Origin of the sequence: Streptomyces sp. NPDC051662, from assembly GCF_040681655.1 — a bacterium.
Classification (GTDB): domain Bacteria; phylum Actinomycetota; class Actinomycetes; order Streptomycetales; family Streptomycetaceae; genus Streptomyces.
Genome location: NZ_JBFAZD010000004.1, coordinates 63,217 through 80,048, shown reverse-complemented (window position 1 = coordinate 80,048; position 16,832 = coordinate 63,217). Strand labels below are relative to the sequence as shown.

Sequence of the window (16,832 nt, the reverse complement as noted above, 5' to 3'; positions counted from 1 at the left end):
TACCAACTGCCGGAGTGGCAGTCAGCACGGGGGCTCAGGGGTCAGACGCTCAGAGCAGCGTCAAGCTCCTTGTACTTGCGTCGGATGGTTGCAGGGTGACGGGTAGCGGCCTTGCCCACCTCTTCGGGGCTCAGCCGGTGTCGCCAACCCTTCTCAATGATCTCGTCGGCTTCCTTGTTGCTCAGCCGCTCCGGCTCAACGGGCTCAGGCTCCGTCTCCGGCTCGTTGGCCGGCTCAGGCTCAGGAAGGGTCTCCTGTACCGGCTCCGCGTCCTCAAGGACGGTCTCCGGCGGGTTGGTCACCATGAAGCGGGCAGCGATCGGGTCAGCGCCGGTCATGGGCAGCACGATCGGAGCGGGCTCCGCGTACAGCTCCTTGAACGCGTCCGCCTTCTTGGCTTTGCGCTCCGCGTCGGCAAGCGCGGACATGTACACGGGGCCGACTTCGGCAAGCAGCATGACCAACGCGGGTGCGATCAAGTGAACGGCCACGCCGACCGCGTCACGATCCGAGACGCTGAGCCACACGTTCAGGAAGACCGAACTGAGACCGGTCAGCCACCGGAAGGCAACCGGCCACGCTCCCAGCTTCGTCACGCCGTGCCGGGCAAGGGTGCTCTCCGCGCTCAGGGCCATGATGAAAGCAGCGTCCACGATCAAGCCCAGGACGAACCCTGACCACTGCCATTCGCTGTGCGCGCTGACGAACGGGGTCGTGGTCATGAGGCTGTAGAACACAAGCCCCGTGATCAAGAACCACCGTCCGCCGGTCATTACGCGTCTCGTGCGCCTGATCGTCTTCTCACCGGGGGACAGCTTCGGCTTGTCAGCCTTGCCCATGTGCCTTGCTCCTAACGGGTGTTGACGTGTTGTCACCCGTCATGGAGCGAAGGGGATTCCTACTCCGGCAGGAGTGAACTCACCGTGTCAGCAACGGAGTTGAAGACTGGACGCGTGCCGGTCACCAATCCCCCGTTCTTCACGGGTCCGCCGGTCGTCCCGGTGTCGGAGCTGGGGGCTGACGAGCCCGCGCTACTCGTGGTGTCAGCCGGCGCTTCGGTCGGAAGGTCGAACCATGGCTTGTCGGGGTCCGTGATCACGTTCGGGCCAGACACCACGTCGTCACTCGCGTCTGTGTCCGCTTCCGGCTCCGCGTCGGTGACCGGTTCTTCCGTCTGTGAAGGTTCCGTGTAGGGCTCGTGCCACGGAAGGACACCGTCCGGGATGTGCACTCCGAGACCGTCAGGAATGACCGTCTTGCCGAAGTCGTCAAGGTACTTGCCGTCCCCCTGAGCGTCCTTGAACGGGCCCTTGCTGCCTGCCTGTTGGGTCTTCGTCGCGCTCTTGGCAACGTTGTCCCCGGTGGCCTTCTCGGCAGCCTCAGCGGGCTTCTCAGCGGCCTTCGCGGGTGCCGTGACCGTCGTGGTCGGGTGCGGCGTTGCAGTCGCCCCAGGGGCGTTGCCGTTTGTGAAGATCAACGCGCCGAGACCGAAGGCCACAGCAGCGGAAGCGAGAGTTGAAACAGGTAGTACGACCTTGTTGTTCATGTGTCCCCGAAGTTGATCTTGTTTCGCTTTCAACGTCTTACGCCTCAATGGTTGCATGGGGCATGTTTGTGGAGCGCCAAAATCCGTAACAGCTACGCAACAAGCTGTTGAGCGTCCACGTGCACGTACTCACACATGGTCCACAAGCCGGCGGAGCCAAGAACCAACTCATGAGTCTCAAGCGACCGTTGCCACTCGACACCCCCCACGAGAAGCCCCGTGTCCTTGCGACGACCCCACACCCGGAAACCGTCATACCGGGGCGCTGCCGGAGCACTCAGGATGCGTGCGACAAGTCGTCCCTGAGCGCTCAGAACGGTCTTGATCTCTGCGCACGACCTGACGAACTCTTCCGACATGGTGGAGCCGAGAAGCGAGCACGGAAGCCACGCGCCGGAAGCGCGGGACGGTACCCAAATGGTGAGTGCGATTGTGAACGCGGCGTTGTGCATAGGTGCCCCCCTGAGCCGGAACGTGAAGTTCCATAGTGCGTTTCCAGACAGTCACAATCCGTCATTCGTGAGGATTGTGTGTGTCCCCTCCTTGAGTCGTACAACCTTGAAGCACGGTCGTCGGTCTGGAGTACGTGACACAGGCCACGGCCCTTCTCGAACGGCTGTGCGATCGGATGTACCAACTTACTCCCCGGGTCTGACATATGCCAGAGAGTTACACTCCGTCATACTTTGTGTGCTTGTGAAACGATCTTCACAGAAAAAGGGGCCAACCCACTCTTGAGAGTAGGTTGACCCCTGTCAGGTTCTCCGGCTCAGTTGGCGCGAATCCACCGGAAAATGTGCGCTTGCTTCATGTTGCCGCTGCACTTCTCACCGCATGAGATGCACTTGAGGATTCGCACCTGAGCCATTTTCGTACCCCTTCGCTCCGTCGTTCTTACAAGAGAATCGTACCACGTGACTACTCTTGAGAGTAGACACTGACGGGAAAAGCCCCCCGGTTTCCCAGGGGGCTTCTCAGTTCTCTCGGCTTACCACTCGTCAGCGTGTCGGCGTGCGTGGATCAGGTCAACGCCACCGTCCGGGCAGTGGGGGCACGGTATGACGCTTTCGTTGTTCCACTGCTTCCGGCTGACCCGGATCTCAGCGTCACAACCGCCACACTGCATGATCGTCGTTTCCATGACTCCCCTTCGTTGTGCTTACAAGGGAAATCATAGCCTACTCTTGAGAGTAGGCACAGACTCAGTCGTCGTCCCGGTCGTAACAGTTGACGTGCGTGGTCGGACCCGGGTTGACCGGAACCGGAACCACCGTTGTACCGCCGGAACGGTTGGGGCTCTTCGGCGTGGTCGGCTTCGTCAGGTTGGGCTTCGGAGCCGGAGCCGGAGCGGGACGCGGAGCGGGGGCAGGTGCCGGACGCGGAGCCGGAGCGGGACGCGGGGAGAACGCCACGGTGGAGTACGTGTCACAGCGGGTGTCGTCGTCTCCGTCAGCGCTACAGCCGGCCACCATGAGAGCGCCCACGAGCGCGACCGACGCGGCGGCAGCCACCTTCGTACCGGTACCCATCTTGTTCTTGTCCTTGCCGTACGGGTTCATTCGCTGCTCTCCTCAACGTTGCGGTAATTGACGCGCGCCTTCCATGCCTCACTGACCAGCGTGTGAAGCTCCGAGAAGGCGGCAAGCTTGTTGGGTCCGTACGTCAGCTCATTGACAAGCTCTCCGTGTCGGTCCCGGTCTGCCCAGTGGTCTGCCATGTCGTCCAGCACGTCAACGGCAGCGGGACTCAGGGTCAGGAACGGATTCGGTTTCTCGTTCGCCATGCTCATACCGGAGCGGAGGGGATTCCCGCTCATGCGAAGAGCCGGCCAACCCACTCTTGAGAGTAGGCTGACCGGCTCGTTGGTCATTCGGGGTCGTTGGTGTCCCGGGCAAGGAAGCGCGCAAGGGCAAGCACGTCTTCCGGGTACGCGTCGTTCACGGTCGTTGCCTCACGGATGAGCCGGACGGCAAGCCTGTACGTGTCCGCGCGCTCAGCAAGGTCTTCCGCTGCCCGCTGTGCTCGTGACGTGAGAACAGGGGGCTTGAACTCCGGAGTCACGGACGGAGACCGCGCGCAATGAGATCCTGATAGGCGCGTTCCTGGGGGCTCATGGCGCGTCGCTCGTACCGCGTGCCGTTGAACGTGAGCGTGGTCTTCGCGGTCTCGCGCGTGACCTTCTCCTGTTCGGCTGCCGTCTCGTTCAGCCATGCGGCAAGCTCACGCATCTCACGCGGGCTCAGCTTCGCGCGGTCACCCGGAATGGCGAGTGAGGCAATACCGGGCTCACTGTCCTTCGTGAACGCAACGACGCGCTCACCGGTCTTCGTCTTGAGTACGGCCTTCGTCTCACGGGTCACGCTCAGCATGGGTGCTGTCTCCTTCAAGGTGTTCTCAAGGGTTTTGGCAACGAACATCGCTGCCCAGTTGTAAAGGTGCGGGGAAGGCTTCACGCTCACGCGTCCGCCCAAAGGGGAAGCTGTACGGCCTTGAACGGCTCGTGTCCGATCAGAACGGCAGCGTCCTTGCGGAACACGACCTGACCGAACTTGCCGACGCGGTACGAGAACTCAGGCGCTTCGTACTCCCATACGTGGAAGCCGGCTGCCGACAGTCGGTCCCCGAAGTCCTCAAACCACCCGTTCAACTCGTCCAGCGAAGCGAAGCCACAGACTTCGTCGTCGTGAATCGTGTTCAGGTTCGGGTCAGCTTGCGGGGACGGGTGGCGTGCGTCGCTGTGTCGCCAACCCATGCCGGTCAGCTTCTCGTACTGATCCATGGGCACGTTCTTGCACGTGTACGGGCCCGAAGGGAAGTCGTTGCTCCGGGCTGTGGAGTGTGCCACCCGCCAAACCTTCACGATGCGCTCTCCTGACCGTTGGGTGTTGACTTGCGTGTCCCGGGCGGGATTCGAACCCGCGTCATCCCGTGCACCCTTGCGGGCTCCGGATTGGGGCGCTCTTCCGTTGAGCTACCGGGACGAAGGGCCGAAGCCCCCTTGCGTCAGACAGGCGACTTGATCCGGCAGGCGAGAGCGTCAGCGCGACGGAGAGAAGCGAGCATGGGCAGCGCGTTGGTCCGGCTCTTGCGAACGGTGCTGATCGCGTCGCCTTCCGCGTTGTAGGTCACGAACTCAACGCCCGTGCGCTGCGGAGTGGGGAAGGTCTTGACGTGTCCGCCGGTCGGCAGGTTGAAGGTAGCCACGGTGGTTCTCCTTGCTTCGCGTTCTGTTGCCGGTAATGGAGCGAAGGGGATTCCTACCGATCAACCCGGCGGTAATCCGTGTCACGGGTGAGGTAGGAAACGGCGCGTAGAAGGCGCTTCGGGTCGTCTTTGAAGTGGCCTAGCGCGAGATTGCACGAGTGGCACAGAACGCCCCGTACGCGCTTCGTGGCGTGGTCGTGGTCAATGCTGTGAGCCTTGCCGTTGGCCGGCGGGGGAGCGCTGCACAAGTCGCACGGACGGGCCCGCAACTCCAATGCCACGGAGTCCACGAGCCCGTACCGTCCCGCCCGGTTCCACACCGTGTAGCGGGGACGCTTCATGCAGCGGCAACCTTCTTGCGCGCGTTGTAAGCCCGCTTCTGAGCCGCACGCTCCGCCGGGTTGTCCTTGCGGAAGCGCTTCGTGGCTCCGCGCTTGCACGACTTGCACTGAGACATGCGCGCCCCGGTGACCTTGTTCCGTACATAGAACTCGTCAACCGGCTTCGCGATACCACACGCCTTGCAGCACTGCGTTTCACCCTGGGGAGCGTCGGGGCTACCGCCCAGGTAAACCGCCTTGAAGTTCTTCCGGGCTTCGTCCCTCACGCTCTCAACGGCCGTGTAAGCGACTCCGGCCACTTCGGCAAGTCCCCGGTGGTCGTCGGCACCGATGCAAGGGAAGTCGCCAATGCCGTACTCAGCGGAAAGAAGCGCTTCCTGTTCGGACGGCAGAAGGTCAAGGGTCTCGTGAACCCGACGCTTCGTCTCGCGCTGACGAGTGGACAGTTCGTCGTTCGCCTCAGCACGGGCAAGCGCGTAGTTGTCTCCCACCCGGTCCGCCACGGTGGCGTTCTCGTCGTCCCCGATCGGAGCGTCAAGGTACTCAGCACCCTGCCACGAGATACGAGCGGCGTACGCGGTCTCAGCGGTCATACGCTTCGCGCCCATGACTTCGGTGAGGGTGCACAGCCGCTCAGCTTCGTACGGGTCTCCGGCAGCCATGCTCAGCGCCTTCTCAAACTCAGCGGCAATCGAACGGCTGACACCCTGCCGCGTCTGCACCTTGCGTTCGTCAGCGAGCATCCCGGAAACGGTCCGGTCCATGAAGGTGAAGAACTCCGCCACGGACGAGCCCTTGAAGCGGCTGAGCCCCTGCCACACGGCCACCCGACCCACCTGGGCAAGGTCGTCCATAAGGTCAGCGTCCGTGCGTCCGCCGGTCGTGGCGTACCGCCGGGCAAGCTGAGTGACGCGCTCTTCCGTGGCTTCGATCACTGCCGTAACGGCTGCAATGTCGTTGTTCTGAGCGTCGGCAATCTGCTGTGCGGTGAGGTCAATCACGGGGAATCTCCTTCAAGTGGCTTCGCTCCGAAATGGAGCGGAGGGGATTCCCACCGAAGGAGTCAGGACGTTTGCCCAGGTCAGAGCCTGTTTTGGGCAAGGCTTCGCCACGGAATGGCGAAGTTGGGTGTCACGGCCTGAGCCCCGTCAGTGGGCTTCTGTGCGACGGGGCTTGATCAAGGCCGTGCGTCGTGGTGCTCTTCGAACGTATGTCAGTGCCTACTCACAAGCAACGTTGTGAGTAGGCACCGGACACACATCTGACCACGCGGTTGGACGAGCCGGAAGGGCAGTTTCTAAGGCGCAACCCGGGGCTCATCCTTCGGGATGACGGTTGTGCTCCCCCGATAACAAGGGGGTTACCTTCGGATCGCAGGATTGGGCTTTTTCGGTGCGTCAGCCCACTCTTGAGAGTAGGCACTGAATCGTGATCGCGCCGTGACCTAATCGAACGCGCGCCGAAACGGAAGGTTCCTAGGCAGCCTTCGCGTACGCCGCTTGCGGGTTGACCGCGTACCACTCGTCTTGCTGAATGAGGAGTTCAGGCAGGTACTTGCCCTTCGCATCCTTCATGTACAGGCTGCCCCAGCTCCGGCCCCCAACTTCGGCTTCGGAGCTAATCGGAACGCCGAACAAATCGAACGACATGCAGCGTTCGAACTCACGGGCAAAGTCCTGGGCTTCCCGCGCGGGGACCGACGCAAGGACTTCGTCATGAATCGGAAGCTTCATGTAGTCGAGAAGGCCGGCCTCTTCCATGTTGAGCATGGATTGCCCCAGCACGTCACGCGCTGCCGACTGACTCTGATAGTTCACAACGGCGTACATGCGGTCACGGTCAAGCGGCAGACGACGACCGGTGACGGACACGGTGACGAGCCCGGTTGCACGAGCTTCCCGCTGCCACTTCTTGGACGCGCGGACGATCTCCGGATACGCCCGGTCGTACGCAGCAATGGCAGCACGCACCTGAGCGATAGGCGCACCGGTCTGCCGTGCGATCGTCTCCGCCCCTCCGCCGTAGACCTTGCCGAAGCCGATTCCCTTACAGAGCTTGCGCTGAGCCTTCGTGAAGTTCGGACCGAACACGATTCGAGCCGTGAAGTCGTGCAAGTCTTCGCCGGCGTTGATCGCTTGCTTCATGCGTTTCACGTTGGCGAGAGCGGCAAGAACGCGCATCTCAACGGCAGCGAAGTCGGTACTGACCATGACGTGACCCGGGTCGGCAAGGAGTGCGCGACGGATCATGTAGTCAGAAGACGGCAGCGTTTGAAGCGCGGGCTTCGTGATGCTCATACGACCCGTGCGCGCGGCAAGCGTCTGTATGTTCGGGTGTACGCGACCGTTCGCGTCAAGGTTGTTCAGGAAGGTGTCCGCGTACGCGGTGACCCACTTACCGGCACGCTTCGCGCGAAGGACAGCGTCAGCAAGCGGGTTGGGCTTCCGACCCCCTACGCGCTCCCAATCGCGGTCAAGGTCAGCGAGGAATTGCAGAACGGTCTTGTCCGTCTTGTATGCGCCACCGTCCGTGAACTCAGGCTTGCTGTTGCCCGGAAGAATCATGTCTTCGCCCATGGCAAGAAGGGCTTCCGCCACCTGGGCACCGGAGTTCACCGACTCAACGCCGTACCGGGCAGCAACGGCGCTGTACTTCGCCTCTTCTTCGTGAAGCTTCACGGACAGCGTGGACGCATAGCCTTCGTCCAGCACGATTCCCGCGCGCATCATCACTGAGCACATGCGGGCAATTTGGTGTTCGTAGTCCACGAGCGACTGACGCACGCCGAGACGCGCAAGCTCAGCGGTCAGGATCGGGTCAAGCCGTGCCGTGTAGATCACATCAAGGCCGGCGTACAGGTTGTAAGTCGGGTGGTCCAACGGGATGTTGGCCCAACCTGTGGCCTTCGTGAAGCCGAGACCGTTGAACACGGCGGTCAGGTCTCCGGCAGTGTCCGGGGCGCTGGGGTCCGTGTAGTGCGCGGACAGTGGCTTGAGCCCGGTCCCGGTACCGCCCTTGTGGGGCTCACGCGGGTCAATGAGCGTTGCCTTGATCTTCGTGTCAATGGTCTTCGGTGCCAGGATTTCAAGGGCAAACGGCGCGTGCGCGTCCAACACGAGCCAATCGAACGGCGCGTTGTGGATCAGGAAGAGCGGAGCCATGCGGAGAACGAAAAGGGCAGCCTCAATGAAGCGCCCCCCGCGTTCCCAATGGATGACCCATGCCGTGTGCTCGTCCCCGAACTGAATGGTCCGGAGTCGGTACGTGGGGCTGTAGATGTCAAGCCCGGTCGTCTCAGTGTCCAGCGCGATCGGTCCACGGAGAGCGGCAGTGCGCGCCCACTGCATGAACTCACGAAGGTCGTTGTCCGTCTCGGGAATGTTGATCCGGACGAGTTCGCCGGCCACGTCATGGAAGTACGTTTTCAAGGTGTGTCCCCTAACGCCAAAAGGGGTCAACCCACTCTTGAGAGTAGGCTGACCCCTTGTCGGTTGCGTGTCTTACAGCTCCGCGCGGTGAGCGTCCAACTTCGCCTTCAAGTCACGGAACGCGTAGAACGCTTGATGCGGGACCACGCCGTTCCCGATTCGCTCAAGCTTCTCTCTGTGCGTGAGCCCCGGGACGTTGGTCACCCAACCCGGGTCAAGCCCCATGAGCCATTCCGCGAACTCTGGGCTGAGCTTCACGCCACCACGTGGACCACGAACGACCGGAACCGGTGCCGCTGTCTGCCGGATCACTTCCCACCGGTACACGGCCGGACCGAACACGCCCCACCACTCAGCGGGGGAATGTGGTCCGTCGTCAGGCAACTCGTCTTCCGGCGACACGTTCAGCAAGAACACAACTTCGTCTTCAAGCGTCGGCCCGTGTCCCCCGGCTTTCCTCTTGTCCGGGTGCTGAGCGCTGCCGTTGCTGCCAAGGTTCGCGGTCGGTGTCTTGAACAGAACGTCAGCGCGGTCACGCGGGAAGAGACGAGCCACAGCGGTAACAAGGTCGTCCCCACCTGCCCCTTCCCGGTCGCGCTTCGCGAAGTCGGGTCCCCGGTTCGCGTCAGCTACGGTCGGTGTCGGAAGCAGTGGCAACACAGAACCACCGTTCGCGCATGTGGGGCGCTCCAATGTCGGAAGCGCGTATAGCTGTCCACGCAGCGTCATACCCGATTTCGTGAAGCGATGTGAGCACGCTGCCTTGTCCCCGATTTCGGAGTGCTCCGACGTTCTCCAAGAAGACGTATCGCGGTCGAATGATCCGTATGGCGTCAGCGATGTTGAACCAAATTCCGGAACGCTCACCCTTGATGCCCTCACGCTTTCCTGCATTGCTGATGTCCTGACACGGGAAGCCCGCTGTGATGGTGTCCACTTCGCCCGTGAACTCGTGCCACGGGGCATACCGCACGTCACCGATGTTGGGCGCGTCCGGGAAGCGGTACGCCATGACTTCGCACGCTGCCTTGTGGACTTCGGCAACGACCGTGACCTTGTCTCCGGTCAGCGCTTCTACGGCGATACCGAGACCGCCGTAACCCGCGCATAGCTCAAGGATTGGCACTGTGTGCCCCTCCGCTCTCATTGGGTGTTGGTACCTGTCTGAGAGCGGAGGGGATTCCCACCTAGTCCTGAGCGAAGATTCCGGGTCCCGTGGACTTGTCCGGCTCGTCAGCCATGCGCACGCCGACCAACGCGTTGCCCTTCGCCACCCGCTTACGGGACACGCCGCGCTCTTCCATGGCGGAGAAGAACGCTCGTCGCGTCCAACGCTCCTTCTGCGGAAGGTTCTCCGCTTCGCACCAATCCAAGTAGTGGTTGAACGCGTCCCCTCCGAGCATCACGCTCGTTGCGTCACCCTTGACGAGCACAGCGGGAACCGAAGGGTCTTCGGAGTAGAAGCCGGCGAGAGCATCGGACGTGGCGCGGTAGTCGCGCGTAGCGTTCGTGATGGAATCCGGGTCACGGAGACCGGACGCGTACCACTCGACTGCACCACGCACAGCCCATGCCACGATCCCGGCAGCCTCAGCAAGAAGCTTCTTGTCAAGGTCGTAATCCCGCTCGTGGGGCGCGAAGTACCGCGTGAACGGCACGAGCTTGACGCGTCGCCAAAGCCCTTCGTCCTGACCCTTGAACCTAGGCTTGTGATTGGTCGCAAGCATGATCAGGAACGTGGGCGCGAACGTAAAGAACTCCTGCCTCAAGAACCGCGCGGTGACCTTGTCCTTGCCCGTGACGCGCTTCAACACAGCCTCAGACATGGGCTTTCCGCTCTCGCCTTCGGAAGCCATTACGAGCCGGCTGCCCCTGAGCGCGGCAATGTCGTTCGGGATTCCTCCGCTGCCCTTGTCCTCAAAGGTGGCGAACGGCGTGGTCTTCGTGATGTTCCCGAAGACGCTCGTCAGGGTGTCCGTGAAGACGCTCTTGCCGTTGGCACCCTTGCCCCAGAAAACGGCGAAGCACTGTTCCGACGTGTTGCCCGTGATCCCGTATCCGGTGAGCCGCTGCATGTAGCCCACGAGATCCGTGTTCCCCGGGAAGATCTCCGTGAGGAACTGTTCCCAGCGGGGGCACAGCGCGTCGGGGTCGTACTCGATCGGCAGCGAGACCGTGAGCATGTCGCTCTTGTCGTGGTCGCGAAGCTCACCCGTGCGAAGGTCCACCACGCCGTTGCGGAAGCTCAGAAGGTGCGGGGACGCGTCGAACTCCTCAGCGTTCATGTACACGCTGGGCACGCTGCGAAGCTCCGTCATGAGAGCGTCAATGCGCGTGGTCATGGTGAACCCGCGCGCTTCCTGAGCGTTCCCGGCAAGGACGAGTGCAGCGCCCATGCGGTGAATCTCTTGACGAACCTTGTGCTCTGAGCGCTCCCAGGTAACGCCGTTCCACGTGTGGAAGCCGAGACCGGGCGCGTACTTGATCCTGCCGTCAGACCACGCAACGAGCGCGTGAGCGTTCATAGCGTCGCTCTCGCCGTACGTGCGCACGAGATCAGCGAGGATATCGGCAGCGTCGCGCCCCTGATCGTCGGACACCGTGACAGCACCGGTCCGCTTCGTCATCACGGCCTTGCGCTGGGCAGCCTCAGCAACCGCACGGTCCACCACCGGACGAGCCGACTTCACGGCCACGTGCAGCCAACCCGCGAACGCGTCCGGGATCGTCTCCCGAAGGGCTGTCAAGTCGGATTCCATACCCGTCAGCGCGAAGACTTCAATGCCGTACGGCTTGAGACCTTCGGCAAGCGCAAGGTTGAAGCGCTGCCCGGCTTCGTCGCTGTCTCCGGCGGCAATGACCTGAGTCCCCTCAAGGCCGGCGGCAAGCTCAGCGAGAAGGTCAGGGTTCCCCGCAAGGGACGCGCCACGGATGCATACCGCGTCGTACCCGACCGCAACCGCTGTGAGACCGTCTCCGGGTCCCTCAGACACGATCGTGACGGAGTACCCGCCGGAGCCCTTGAACACGCCGTACTGACCCCAGCGGAGCCCTTCCGGGTTGGTCAGGGACAGCCACCTTCCCGGGCAATGTCCGGTCAGGTCTCGCCCCTGCAAGCCCCGGGTGACCCCAGCGAAGTCGTTGAGCGGGACCGTGAGTCGGGGGAACTGACGGAAGCCACGGGAACGGTAGTTGCGGGCTCGTCCTTCGCTGTCCGTGTAGTCGAGACCGGGAACGCGCACGGCGTCACCGTCCACACCAAGCATGAGTTCCGCTGCTGTCTCCGCGTCAAGCCCGAAGCGGTCAGCGGCGTACAGGCGCGCTTGTGAATCAACTTCGCTGTCACCGAAGCGGAACCGCTCGTTGGTCGCGTCAACGTACATGGCAAGCTGAGCAGTGAGCGCGGTACCCACGAGCGCGGGCTTCTCCTTCGGCACAGTGAGACCGTCACCGGTCGCGTTGAAGAGGTCATTCCAGTTGAGCCGTACGGCAATGCGGACCTTGTTCGTGTCGCATCCCGCGCGGCAGGTGAGCCGAACCTTGTGGTCGTCACCGCGCCAAATCCGAAGGGACGGACGGGAGTCACTGTGTGCCGGGCACTTAGCGAGATACCCCCCGTCCGCCTCTTCGGTCACCTCACCGAAGCGTGCAAGAACGTCTTTGAAGTCCACGGGCCACCGTCTTTCTCTCGGGTGCCCGTGCTTGAGCGGAGGGGATTCCTACACGCCCCAGGTTCGACGCCATGCGCGCTCTTCACGCTTCCGCGCAAGCTTCCGCCACAGCCCGGTATCCCGCTTCGCGTCGTAACAGTTCTTGCAGCGGTCACACGTCCGGTAGCCAATCGTTCGGCTCTTCCGCAGCACTAGAAGGACTCCGCCCACTCAGCTAGCGTCTTCGCGCCCTTGCTCAGGTTGCAGCCGGCGCACGCGGGGAGCATGTTGGAAGCCTTGTCGGCTCCGCCCTTGCTCAGCGGGTGGACGTGGTCCATGTGTGTTGCGCGCTTGTCGCAGTAGGCGCACCGGTAGCCCCAACGGCGCATGATCTCTGTACGGCTGTACTTCTCGTGCTCAACGCCGTACTCAGCCGCGCGCTTCTTGTGGGTCAGCTCGTGGCGCTTGTCCGGCGGAAGCTTCGCGTAATACTGCTTCCGGTGGTCCGCTGCCCGCTTCCGGCGACACGTTGAGCACGAGCTTGACGGGCGCTTCGCCTTCCCGGCAAGGAACTGTTCAGCGGGCTTCGCGCGTCCGCAGTGCCGACAGATCTTGTTAGCCACGACGGACCCACCTAACGTCAGCACCACGTGCAACGGCGCTCATGACCGCGTCCGCGTACCGGGCTCCGTCCACGCGATCCGTCCACCCCTTGCGGAGAAAGATGCTGTCCCCAGCGCCCATGAGACGAAGGTCCCCCAGCGCCGGAACCTTGTCCTTGTCAATCAGTACGGAAGCCACGGCTTCCCCTTCCTACCTACTCTTGAGAGTGGGTTGAAACGACAAAGGGCCGGACAGCACCCGTGTGAGTACCGTCCGGCCCTTGCCGTGCCTATCTGCCTTCGTCCTGTTCCCCCGTGACGTTGCTCCGCAGAAGACGCACATGAGTTGCCGCTACGTGTTCAGCCCGTAGTGTCTTGCGCGGTTTCTCCGAACGGCTGTCTGTGCCGGTCGGCTGCACCTTGAGCATGGGGAACTTGCGCCCCTCAACGCGGACGAAGTACGTGCGCCGAACAATCGCGTCCGACGCGCGCACTCCGTTCCCTTGCCTTGACGGGTAGTTGACGAGATCACCCGCGTACAGGGCTTCGCCGGCATAGTCAGCGACCACGCCGCGTTTACCCATATTCAGGATCTCCGGTCTCTTCCTGCACACCGAAGCGGACGCGTCGCTCATGAATCACGGCAAGGCGCGCTTCCGGCGGGAACGTCCACAGCGGAGCCCGAACGGTCTCGTCTTCGGCGTTCTTGAGTGCCCGTGTCCAGTCGTACGGAGCCGACGCGTCAAGCTTCACCGGGTATCGGCAATCGCGTCGTTGTACGACTTCTTGACGCGGATCACGGGCTTGATGTACGAGACCGGAGTACCGCGCTTCGGACCCTTCTTGATCACGAAGTCAACCGGCTCAAGCTCAAGCTCAGCGAGAACCGGGCCACCCTGACCGATGCGGGCAAGCGCGTCTTCCGACTCGTGCAGAACGGCAAGCAGCGTCCAAGCACCGGTCTGAAACTTGAACTCCCCAAGCTCCGGGTCGTCGGCAAGCTTGAAGGTGAGCGTGATGGACGGGTTCGGTCCGTCGTCGTCCTTCGCCGCTGCCTTGCGCTCAGCGAACAGGGAAGGGCAGCCACACGGAGCCCCAACAAGCTTGTCGTCCTTCGGGTGGCTGACGAAGTTGAAACCGTCGCAGTGGTGCTTGAGCTTGCCGTTGATCCACTGCTTCATGTCCCAGTGGATACCGTCCGCGTCAAGGATGACGGGAATCTTCGTGGCGCTCGTGAACACGTCAATGAAGTTCTCAGACGTGCTCTCTTCGTCCTCAACGGGAGTGCCCCCGAAGAGCTGGGCAACCGCCTCAGCAACGTGCTTCTCACCCGTGCTGAAACGCCACTCCGAGAGTGCGACACCAACGGTCTTGCCCTGATCGTTCACTTCCGACGTTCCGGAGTGCAGCCGGCCAACGGAGTCGTCGGAATAGGTCTTCCGCTCCTTCGGCTTGTTGTCTTCGTCGCCGGCCCAAATGCTCTTGCTCGCCATATGCGGAACTCCCACGATTGAGGGAACGGCGGAAGGGGTCAGGTCGTGTCCACGCACCCGAAGGTGTCTGCCGACCGTCCAGCCTTCCGCCGTTCCGTTGCTCTCTGCATAGGCGCTAGAGCGCTGGGGATTCCCGCCCGTACGCGGACATGGAAAAGCCCCCCTGCCCGACCCGAAGGCCAGACAAGGGGGCTCGTCTCACGCGGTCTCCCACTTCCCCGCGTCGTTGTTGTCAAGGGTCACCTTGAACACCTGCCGCGTCTGTGAGTGCCACACGCAGATACCTTCCGGGTTCATGAATCCGGGGGCAGCCACGGAGCCGAGACCCTTGAGGGATTCCAGCGCGCGCACGATGGCACGTTCGCTGAACTCACCCTGATAGAGCACCGGGGCCGGCTCAAGGATCGCGCTGCCGAGACGAACGTTCACGTCCGCGTGCCGGTCCGTGTTGAAGAGCGAGAAGCGACGGTCAGTCAGGCCGTACCCGCGCTGAATGCCGGAGCCCCACCACTCACCGAAGTGCACACCGGTCCCCAGCGCACGAACGAGCCCTTCGGCGTTCTCGTACACCCAACCGGCAAAGCCGAAGTTGTCCTTGCCCTTGCCGGGTGTGATGACGCGGGACCGGGACTGAGCGGTGAGGACGTAGCGCTGACCGTCAACGGCCACGCTGTACGACTCAGCGGGGAAGCCCCAATGCGTGTCATGGGTCACGGTGCTGATGTGGATTGCCGCGTTGGTCCCGTCAAGCTTCTCCGTGACGACGACCGTGCGGAACAGGCGCGGAGTCTTGGGCCATGCGGTGAACTCGTGTGTGGTCATGCCCTTACCGGAGCGGAGGGGATTCCGACTCCGGACGCACGAAAGCCCCCCAACGCCCGTGAGTGGGTCGCTGAGGGGCTAACGCTGGGGTGGTGCTAGTTGGACTTGTTCGTACGCACCGGAGCCGTCAGAAGCCCCGTGATGACCACGAGAAGCCACGCCTCACCGAAGCCGATTGCCGGGACAGCCGGACGGATGCTGTGCCACACGCCGAAGAGGAGCATGACCAGCCACGGCACGAACATGATCAGTGCGGCAAGGAGCACGAGCGCGCCCACGAGACCGGCAGCGTCAGCCGCAGTGTTCCGCTTCGCCATTGTTCAAGCCTTCCTTTTGGGGTCACCGTGACTTGAGCGAAGGGGATTCTCAGCCCCCGCACGAGCCGCAAAGCCCGGACTTCTGCGGGTTGCAAAGACAGTTGGGACCACTCACGCGCGGGTTTGCTCCTTGCTGCCCAAGAGGGCATTCAGCTTCGTGTGGACAGCGGCAAGCTTCGGCAAGTCAATGCCCAGCTCTCGCGCCGTGTTGACCGCGTCGGCACACTCGTTGATCACGTCAACGACTTCGTCAGACTTCATGTGAAGGCTGTACGGGTGCATACGGTTGGTGTGCGTAGCGAGCATGGGTCAGCCCCTTCGCTGCGTACCGGTGACGAGTCGGCTCTTGCTGGACGCGATCGGCTTAAGGACAACGCGCCGGCTCAGGTCACGGTCCCAATTGAAGGTGCCACGGAGACGAAGGAACTCCTCAAACACTTCGTCGTCAATGACGACCGGCTTGAAAGCCCACTGAGTGTCAGTGATGTGGAGTACCGCAGCACCGTCAAACTCCGGCATGGGAGTGCGGTTGCCGTCCGGGTCAATCATGAAGTCGGCGTTGGCGTATGCAGCCATCTGCAAGGCCACGTCAGGGTAAGTCGCCTTGCTCGTCTTCCAATCGCCCATGATCAGGTGACGAGTGCCGGAGCGGTCGGGAGTCGGGTTGCCTTCGTCGTCAAGCCACACGTACATGACCACGTCGAAAGAGCCGGCGTACTCGTGCGTGTCCGACCACGCCACATCTTCGGCCCTGACAAGCTCCGGGTTCACGGCTGCCAGGAACTCAAGGAAGTGCTTCTTGTACGGCTCAAGGTCCGGGTGGACGCTGTACACGGTCTCACCGCGAATCAGGCGCTCAAACAGGTCGTGAGCGTTGCTGCCCACATCAGCGCGAACCTTCGTGTACCGCCGGGCAGCGCCCCGGAGATAGTCAACGGCTCCGTCACGGTCGCGCGCTGCCATCTGCTGAACGAAGTCAATCGAGTCAACGGCAAGCTCAGCGGTCATGCGCGCGTTCCACGGACCCAAGAAGTTCTGCTTGGGCAGCATCCCGAGAACGCTCGTCACGCCCGGGTACACGTTGTCCGGGAAGGCCGTGTTCAGGTAGAAGCGACTTCCGCCCCTGTAGATAGTGCGGATCTTGCTCATGGTGCTGTGCCCCTTCCGGGCTCAGGGATTTCGCTTGCACTAGTCCTTGAGCGAAAGGGCTTCTCAGCGGCAGGTGCAGAAGTGCACGTTTGCATTGCCGCTGGGTTTAGCTATTGGTTCTCTATGGTTGTTCCTGGGATACCTACAAAACTGCACTACTACACGACGAAGCCCCGAACCCTTCCGCTGTGGAAGAGCCCGGGGCTTGTGGTCGCGCTGTGGTCAGCTCTCTTTGAGCTTCCGAATGATCTGCCCGCTTGTCATGGAAGGTCCGCCGGGA

General features: G+C 62.5%; 21 protein-coding genes and 1 tRNA gene. All 22 read right to left on the bottom strand.

Features of this window, described 5'->3' with window-relative positions; translation table 11 throughout:
- Positions 1 to 41 precede the first annotated feature (41 nt).
- Positions 42 to 839 (bottom strand): hypothetical protein, encoded by a 798-nt coding sequence (locus tag AB0M67_RS08045; protein WP_365743873.1) that lies wholly within the window; start codon positions 837 to 839, stop codon positions 42 to 44.
- A 59-nt stretch (positions 840 to 898) separates the two neighbouring features.
- Complete coding sequence (locus AB0M67_RS08040) at positions 899 to 1,546, bottom strand: hypothetical protein (protein WP_365743871.1); 648 nt, start codon at positions 1,544 to 1,546, stop codon at positions 899 to 901.
- Between the two features lie 1,202 nt (positions 1,547 to 2,748).
- Positions 2,749 to 3,105, bottom strand: a complete 357-nt coding sequence (locus tag AB0M67_RS08035) for a hypothetical protein (RefSeq protein WP_365743869.1) — start codon at positions 3,103 to 3,105, stop codon at positions 2,749 to 2,751.
- Positions 3,102 to 3,329, bottom strand: a complete 228-nt coding sequence (locus AB0M67_RS08030) for a hypothetical protein (protein WP_365743867.1) — start codon at positions 3,327 to 3,329, stop codon at positions 3,102 to 3,104. The genes AB0M67_RS08035 and AB0M67_RS08030 overlap by 4 nt, the downstream gene beginning before the upstream one ends.
- 83 nt (positions 3,330 to 3,412) lie before the next feature.
- The gene (locus AB0M67_RS08025) at positions 3,413 to 3,607 is read right to left on the bottom strand and encodes a hypothetical protein (protein ID WP_365743865.1); all 195 of its coding nucleotides are present in this window, start codon (positions 3,605 to 3,607) and stop codon (positions 3,413 to 3,415) included.
- Positions 3,604 to 4,005 carry a hypothetical protein gene (locus AB0M67_RS08020; protein WP_365743863.1) on the bottom strand — a complete coding sequence of 134 codons (402 nt, stop codon included), beginning with the start codon at positions 4,003 to 4,005 and terminating at the stop codon, positions 3,604 to 3,606. Before AB0M67_RS08020 ends, AB0M67_RS08025 begins: the two co-directional genes overlap by 4 nt.
- Positions 4,002 to 4,325: a hypothetical protein gene (locus AB0M67_RS08015; RefSeq protein WP_365743861.1), complete on the bottom strand. Its 324-nt coding sequence runs from the start codon at positions 4,323 to 4,325 to the stop codon at positions 4,002 to 4,004. The genes AB0M67_RS08020 and AB0M67_RS08015 overlap by 4 nt, the downstream gene beginning before the upstream one ends.
- A 116-nt stretch (positions 4,326 to 4,441) precedes the next feature.
- A tRNA-OTHER gene (locus AB0M67_RS08010) sits at positions 4,442 to 4,527 on the bottom strand.
- Positions 4,528 to 4,549: 22 nt separating this feature from the next.
- A complete protein-coding gene (locus AB0M67_RS08005) occupies positions 4,550 to 4,750 on the bottom strand; it encodes a hypothetical protein (protein ID WP_365743859.1) in 201 nt (66 codons plus the stop codon).
- A 53-nt stretch (positions 4,751 to 4,803) separates the two neighbouring features.
- Complete coding sequence (locus AB0M67_RS08000; RefSeq protein WP_365743857.1) at positions 4,804 to 5,091, bottom strand: endonuclease VII domain-containing protein; 288 nt, start codon at positions 5,089 to 5,091, stop codon at positions 4,804 to 4,806.
- On the bottom strand, positions 5,088 to 6,092 hold the full coding sequence (locus AB0M67_RS07995; RefSeq protein ID WP_365743855.1) for a hypothetical protein: 1,005 nt from the start codon (positions 6,090 to 6,092) through the stop codon (positions 5,088 to 5,090). The genes AB0M67_RS08000 and AB0M67_RS07995 overlap by 4 nt, the downstream gene beginning before the upstream one ends.
- Positions 6,093 to 6,566: 474 nt before the next feature.
- On the bottom strand, positions 6,567 to 8,519 hold the full coding sequence (locus AB0M67_RS07990) for a DNA polymerase (RefSeq protein ID WP_365743854.1): 1,953 nt from the start codon (positions 8,517 to 8,519) through the stop codon (positions 6,567 to 6,569).
- 72 nt (positions 8,520 to 8,591) lie between these two features.
- On the bottom strand, positions 8,592 to 9,074 hold the full coding sequence (locus AB0M67_RS07985; RefSeq protein ID WP_365743852.1) for a DNA (cytosine-5-)-methyltransferase: 483 nt from the start codon (positions 9,072 to 9,074) through the stop codon (positions 8,592 to 8,594).
- A gap of 70 nt (positions 9,075 to 9,144) precedes the next feature.
- Positions 9,145 to 9,645, bottom strand: a complete 501-nt coding sequence (dcm, locus tag AB0M67_RS07980; protein WP_365743850.1) for a DNA (cytosine-5-)-methyltransferase — start codon at positions 9,643 to 9,645, stop codon at positions 9,145 to 9,147.
- A gap of 61 nt (positions 9,646 to 9,706) precedes the next feature.
- Entirely contained in the window at positions 9,707 to 12,190 is a 2,484-nt protein-coding gene (locus AB0M67_RS07975; RefSeq protein WP_365743848.1) for a phage/plasmid primase, P4 family, read from the bottom strand.
- A gap of 191 nt (positions 12,191 to 12,381) precedes the next feature.
- Positions 12,382 to 12,792 carry an HNH endonuclease gene (locus AB0M67_RS07970; RefSeq protein WP_365743846.1) on the bottom strand — a complete coding sequence of 137 codons (411 nt, stop codon included), beginning with the start codon at positions 12,790 to 12,792 and terminating at the stop codon, positions 12,382 to 12,384.
- A 269-nt stretch (positions 12,793 to 13,061) separates the two neighbouring features.
- Positions 13,062 to 13,406: a hypothetical protein gene (locus AB0M67_RS07965; RefSeq protein WP_365743844.1), complete on the bottom strand. Its 345-nt coding sequence runs from the start codon at positions 13,404 to 13,406 to the stop codon at positions 13,062 to 13,064.
- 114 nt (positions 13,407 to 13,520) lie between these two features.
- Positions 13,521 to 14,264 carry a hypothetical protein gene (locus AB0M67_RS07960; protein WP_365743842.1) on the bottom strand — a complete coding sequence of 248 codons (744 nt, stop codon included), beginning with the start codon at positions 14,262 to 14,264 and terminating at the stop codon, positions 13,521 to 13,523.
- 198 nt (positions 14,265 to 14,462) lie between these two features.
- Positions 14,463 to 15,086, bottom strand: a complete 624-nt coding sequence (locus AB0M67_RS07955; RefSeq protein WP_365743840.1) for an RNA ligase family protein — start codon at positions 15,084 to 15,086, stop codon at positions 14,463 to 14,465.
- 95 nt (positions 15,087 to 15,181) lie between these two features.
- Positions 15,182 to 15,403 (bottom strand): hypothetical protein, encoded by a 222-nt coding sequence (locus tag AB0M67_RS07950; protein ID WP_365743838.1) that lies wholly within the window; start codon positions 15,401 to 15,403, stop codon positions 15,182 to 15,184.
- Positions 15,404 to 15,514: 111 nt separating this feature from the next.
- Entirely contained in the window at positions 15,515 to 15,664 is a 150-nt protein-coding gene (locus tag AB0M67_RS07945; RefSeq protein WP_365743836.1) for a hypothetical protein, read from the bottom strand.
- Between the two features lie 48 nt (positions 15,665 to 15,712).
- Positions 15,713 to 16,552: a hypothetical protein gene (locus AB0M67_RS07940; RefSeq protein WP_365743834.1), complete on the bottom strand. Its 840-nt coding sequence runs from the start codon at positions 16,550 to 16,552 to the stop codon at positions 15,713 to 15,715.
- Positions 16,553 to 16,832: the final 280 nt, after the last annotated feature.

Coding starts and splice junctions, on each gene's coding strand:
- AB0M67_RS08040 (WP_365743871.1), bottom strand. CDS start 1,546: ATGAACAACAAGGTCGTACTACCTGTTTCAACTCTCGCTTCCGCTGCT.
- AB0M67_RS07960 (WP_365743842.1), bottom strand. CDS start 14,264: ATGGCGAGCAAGAGCATTTGGGCCGGCGACGAAGACAACAAGCCGAAG.
- AB0M67_RS08035 (WP_365743869.1), bottom strand. CDS start 3,105: ATGAACCCGTACGGCAAGGACAAGAACAAGATGGGTACCGGTACGAAG.
- AB0M67_RS07945 (WP_365743836.1), bottom strand. CDS start 15,664: ATGAAGTCTGACGAAGTCGTTGACGTGATCAACGAGTGTGCCGACGCG.
- AB0M67_RS08015 (WP_365743861.1), bottom strand. CDS start 4,325: ATGGATCAGTACGAGAAGCTGACCGGCATGGGTTGGCGACACAGCGAC.
- AB0M67_RS07950 (WP_365743838.1), bottom strand. CDS start 15,403: ATGGCGAAGCGGAACACTGCGGCTGACGCTGCCGGTCTCGTGGGCGCG.
- AB0M67_RS07940 (WP_365743834.1), bottom strand. CDS start 16,552: ATGAGCAAGATCCGCACTATCTACAGGGGCGGAAGTCGCTTCTACCTG.
- AB0M67_RS08000 (WP_365743857.1), bottom strand. CDS start 5,091: ATGAAGCGTCCCCGCTACACGGTGTGGAACCGGGCGGGACGGTACGGG.
- AB0M67_RS08045 (WP_365743873.1), bottom strand. CDS start 839: ATGGGCAAGGCTGACAAGCCGAAGCTGTCCCCCGGTGAGAAGACGATC.
- AB0M67_RS07955 (WP_365743840.1), bottom strand. CDS start 15,086: ATGACCACACACGAGTTCACCGCATGGCCCAAGACTCCGCGCCTGTTC.
- AB0M67_RS08030 (WP_365743867.1), bottom strand. CDS start 3,329: ATGGCGAACGAGAAACCGAATCCGTTCCTGACCCTGAGTCCCGCTGCC.
- AB0M67_RS07965 (WP_365743844.1), bottom strand. CDS start 13,406: ATGAGCGACGCGTCCGCTTCGGTGTGCAGGAAGAGACCGGAGATCCTG.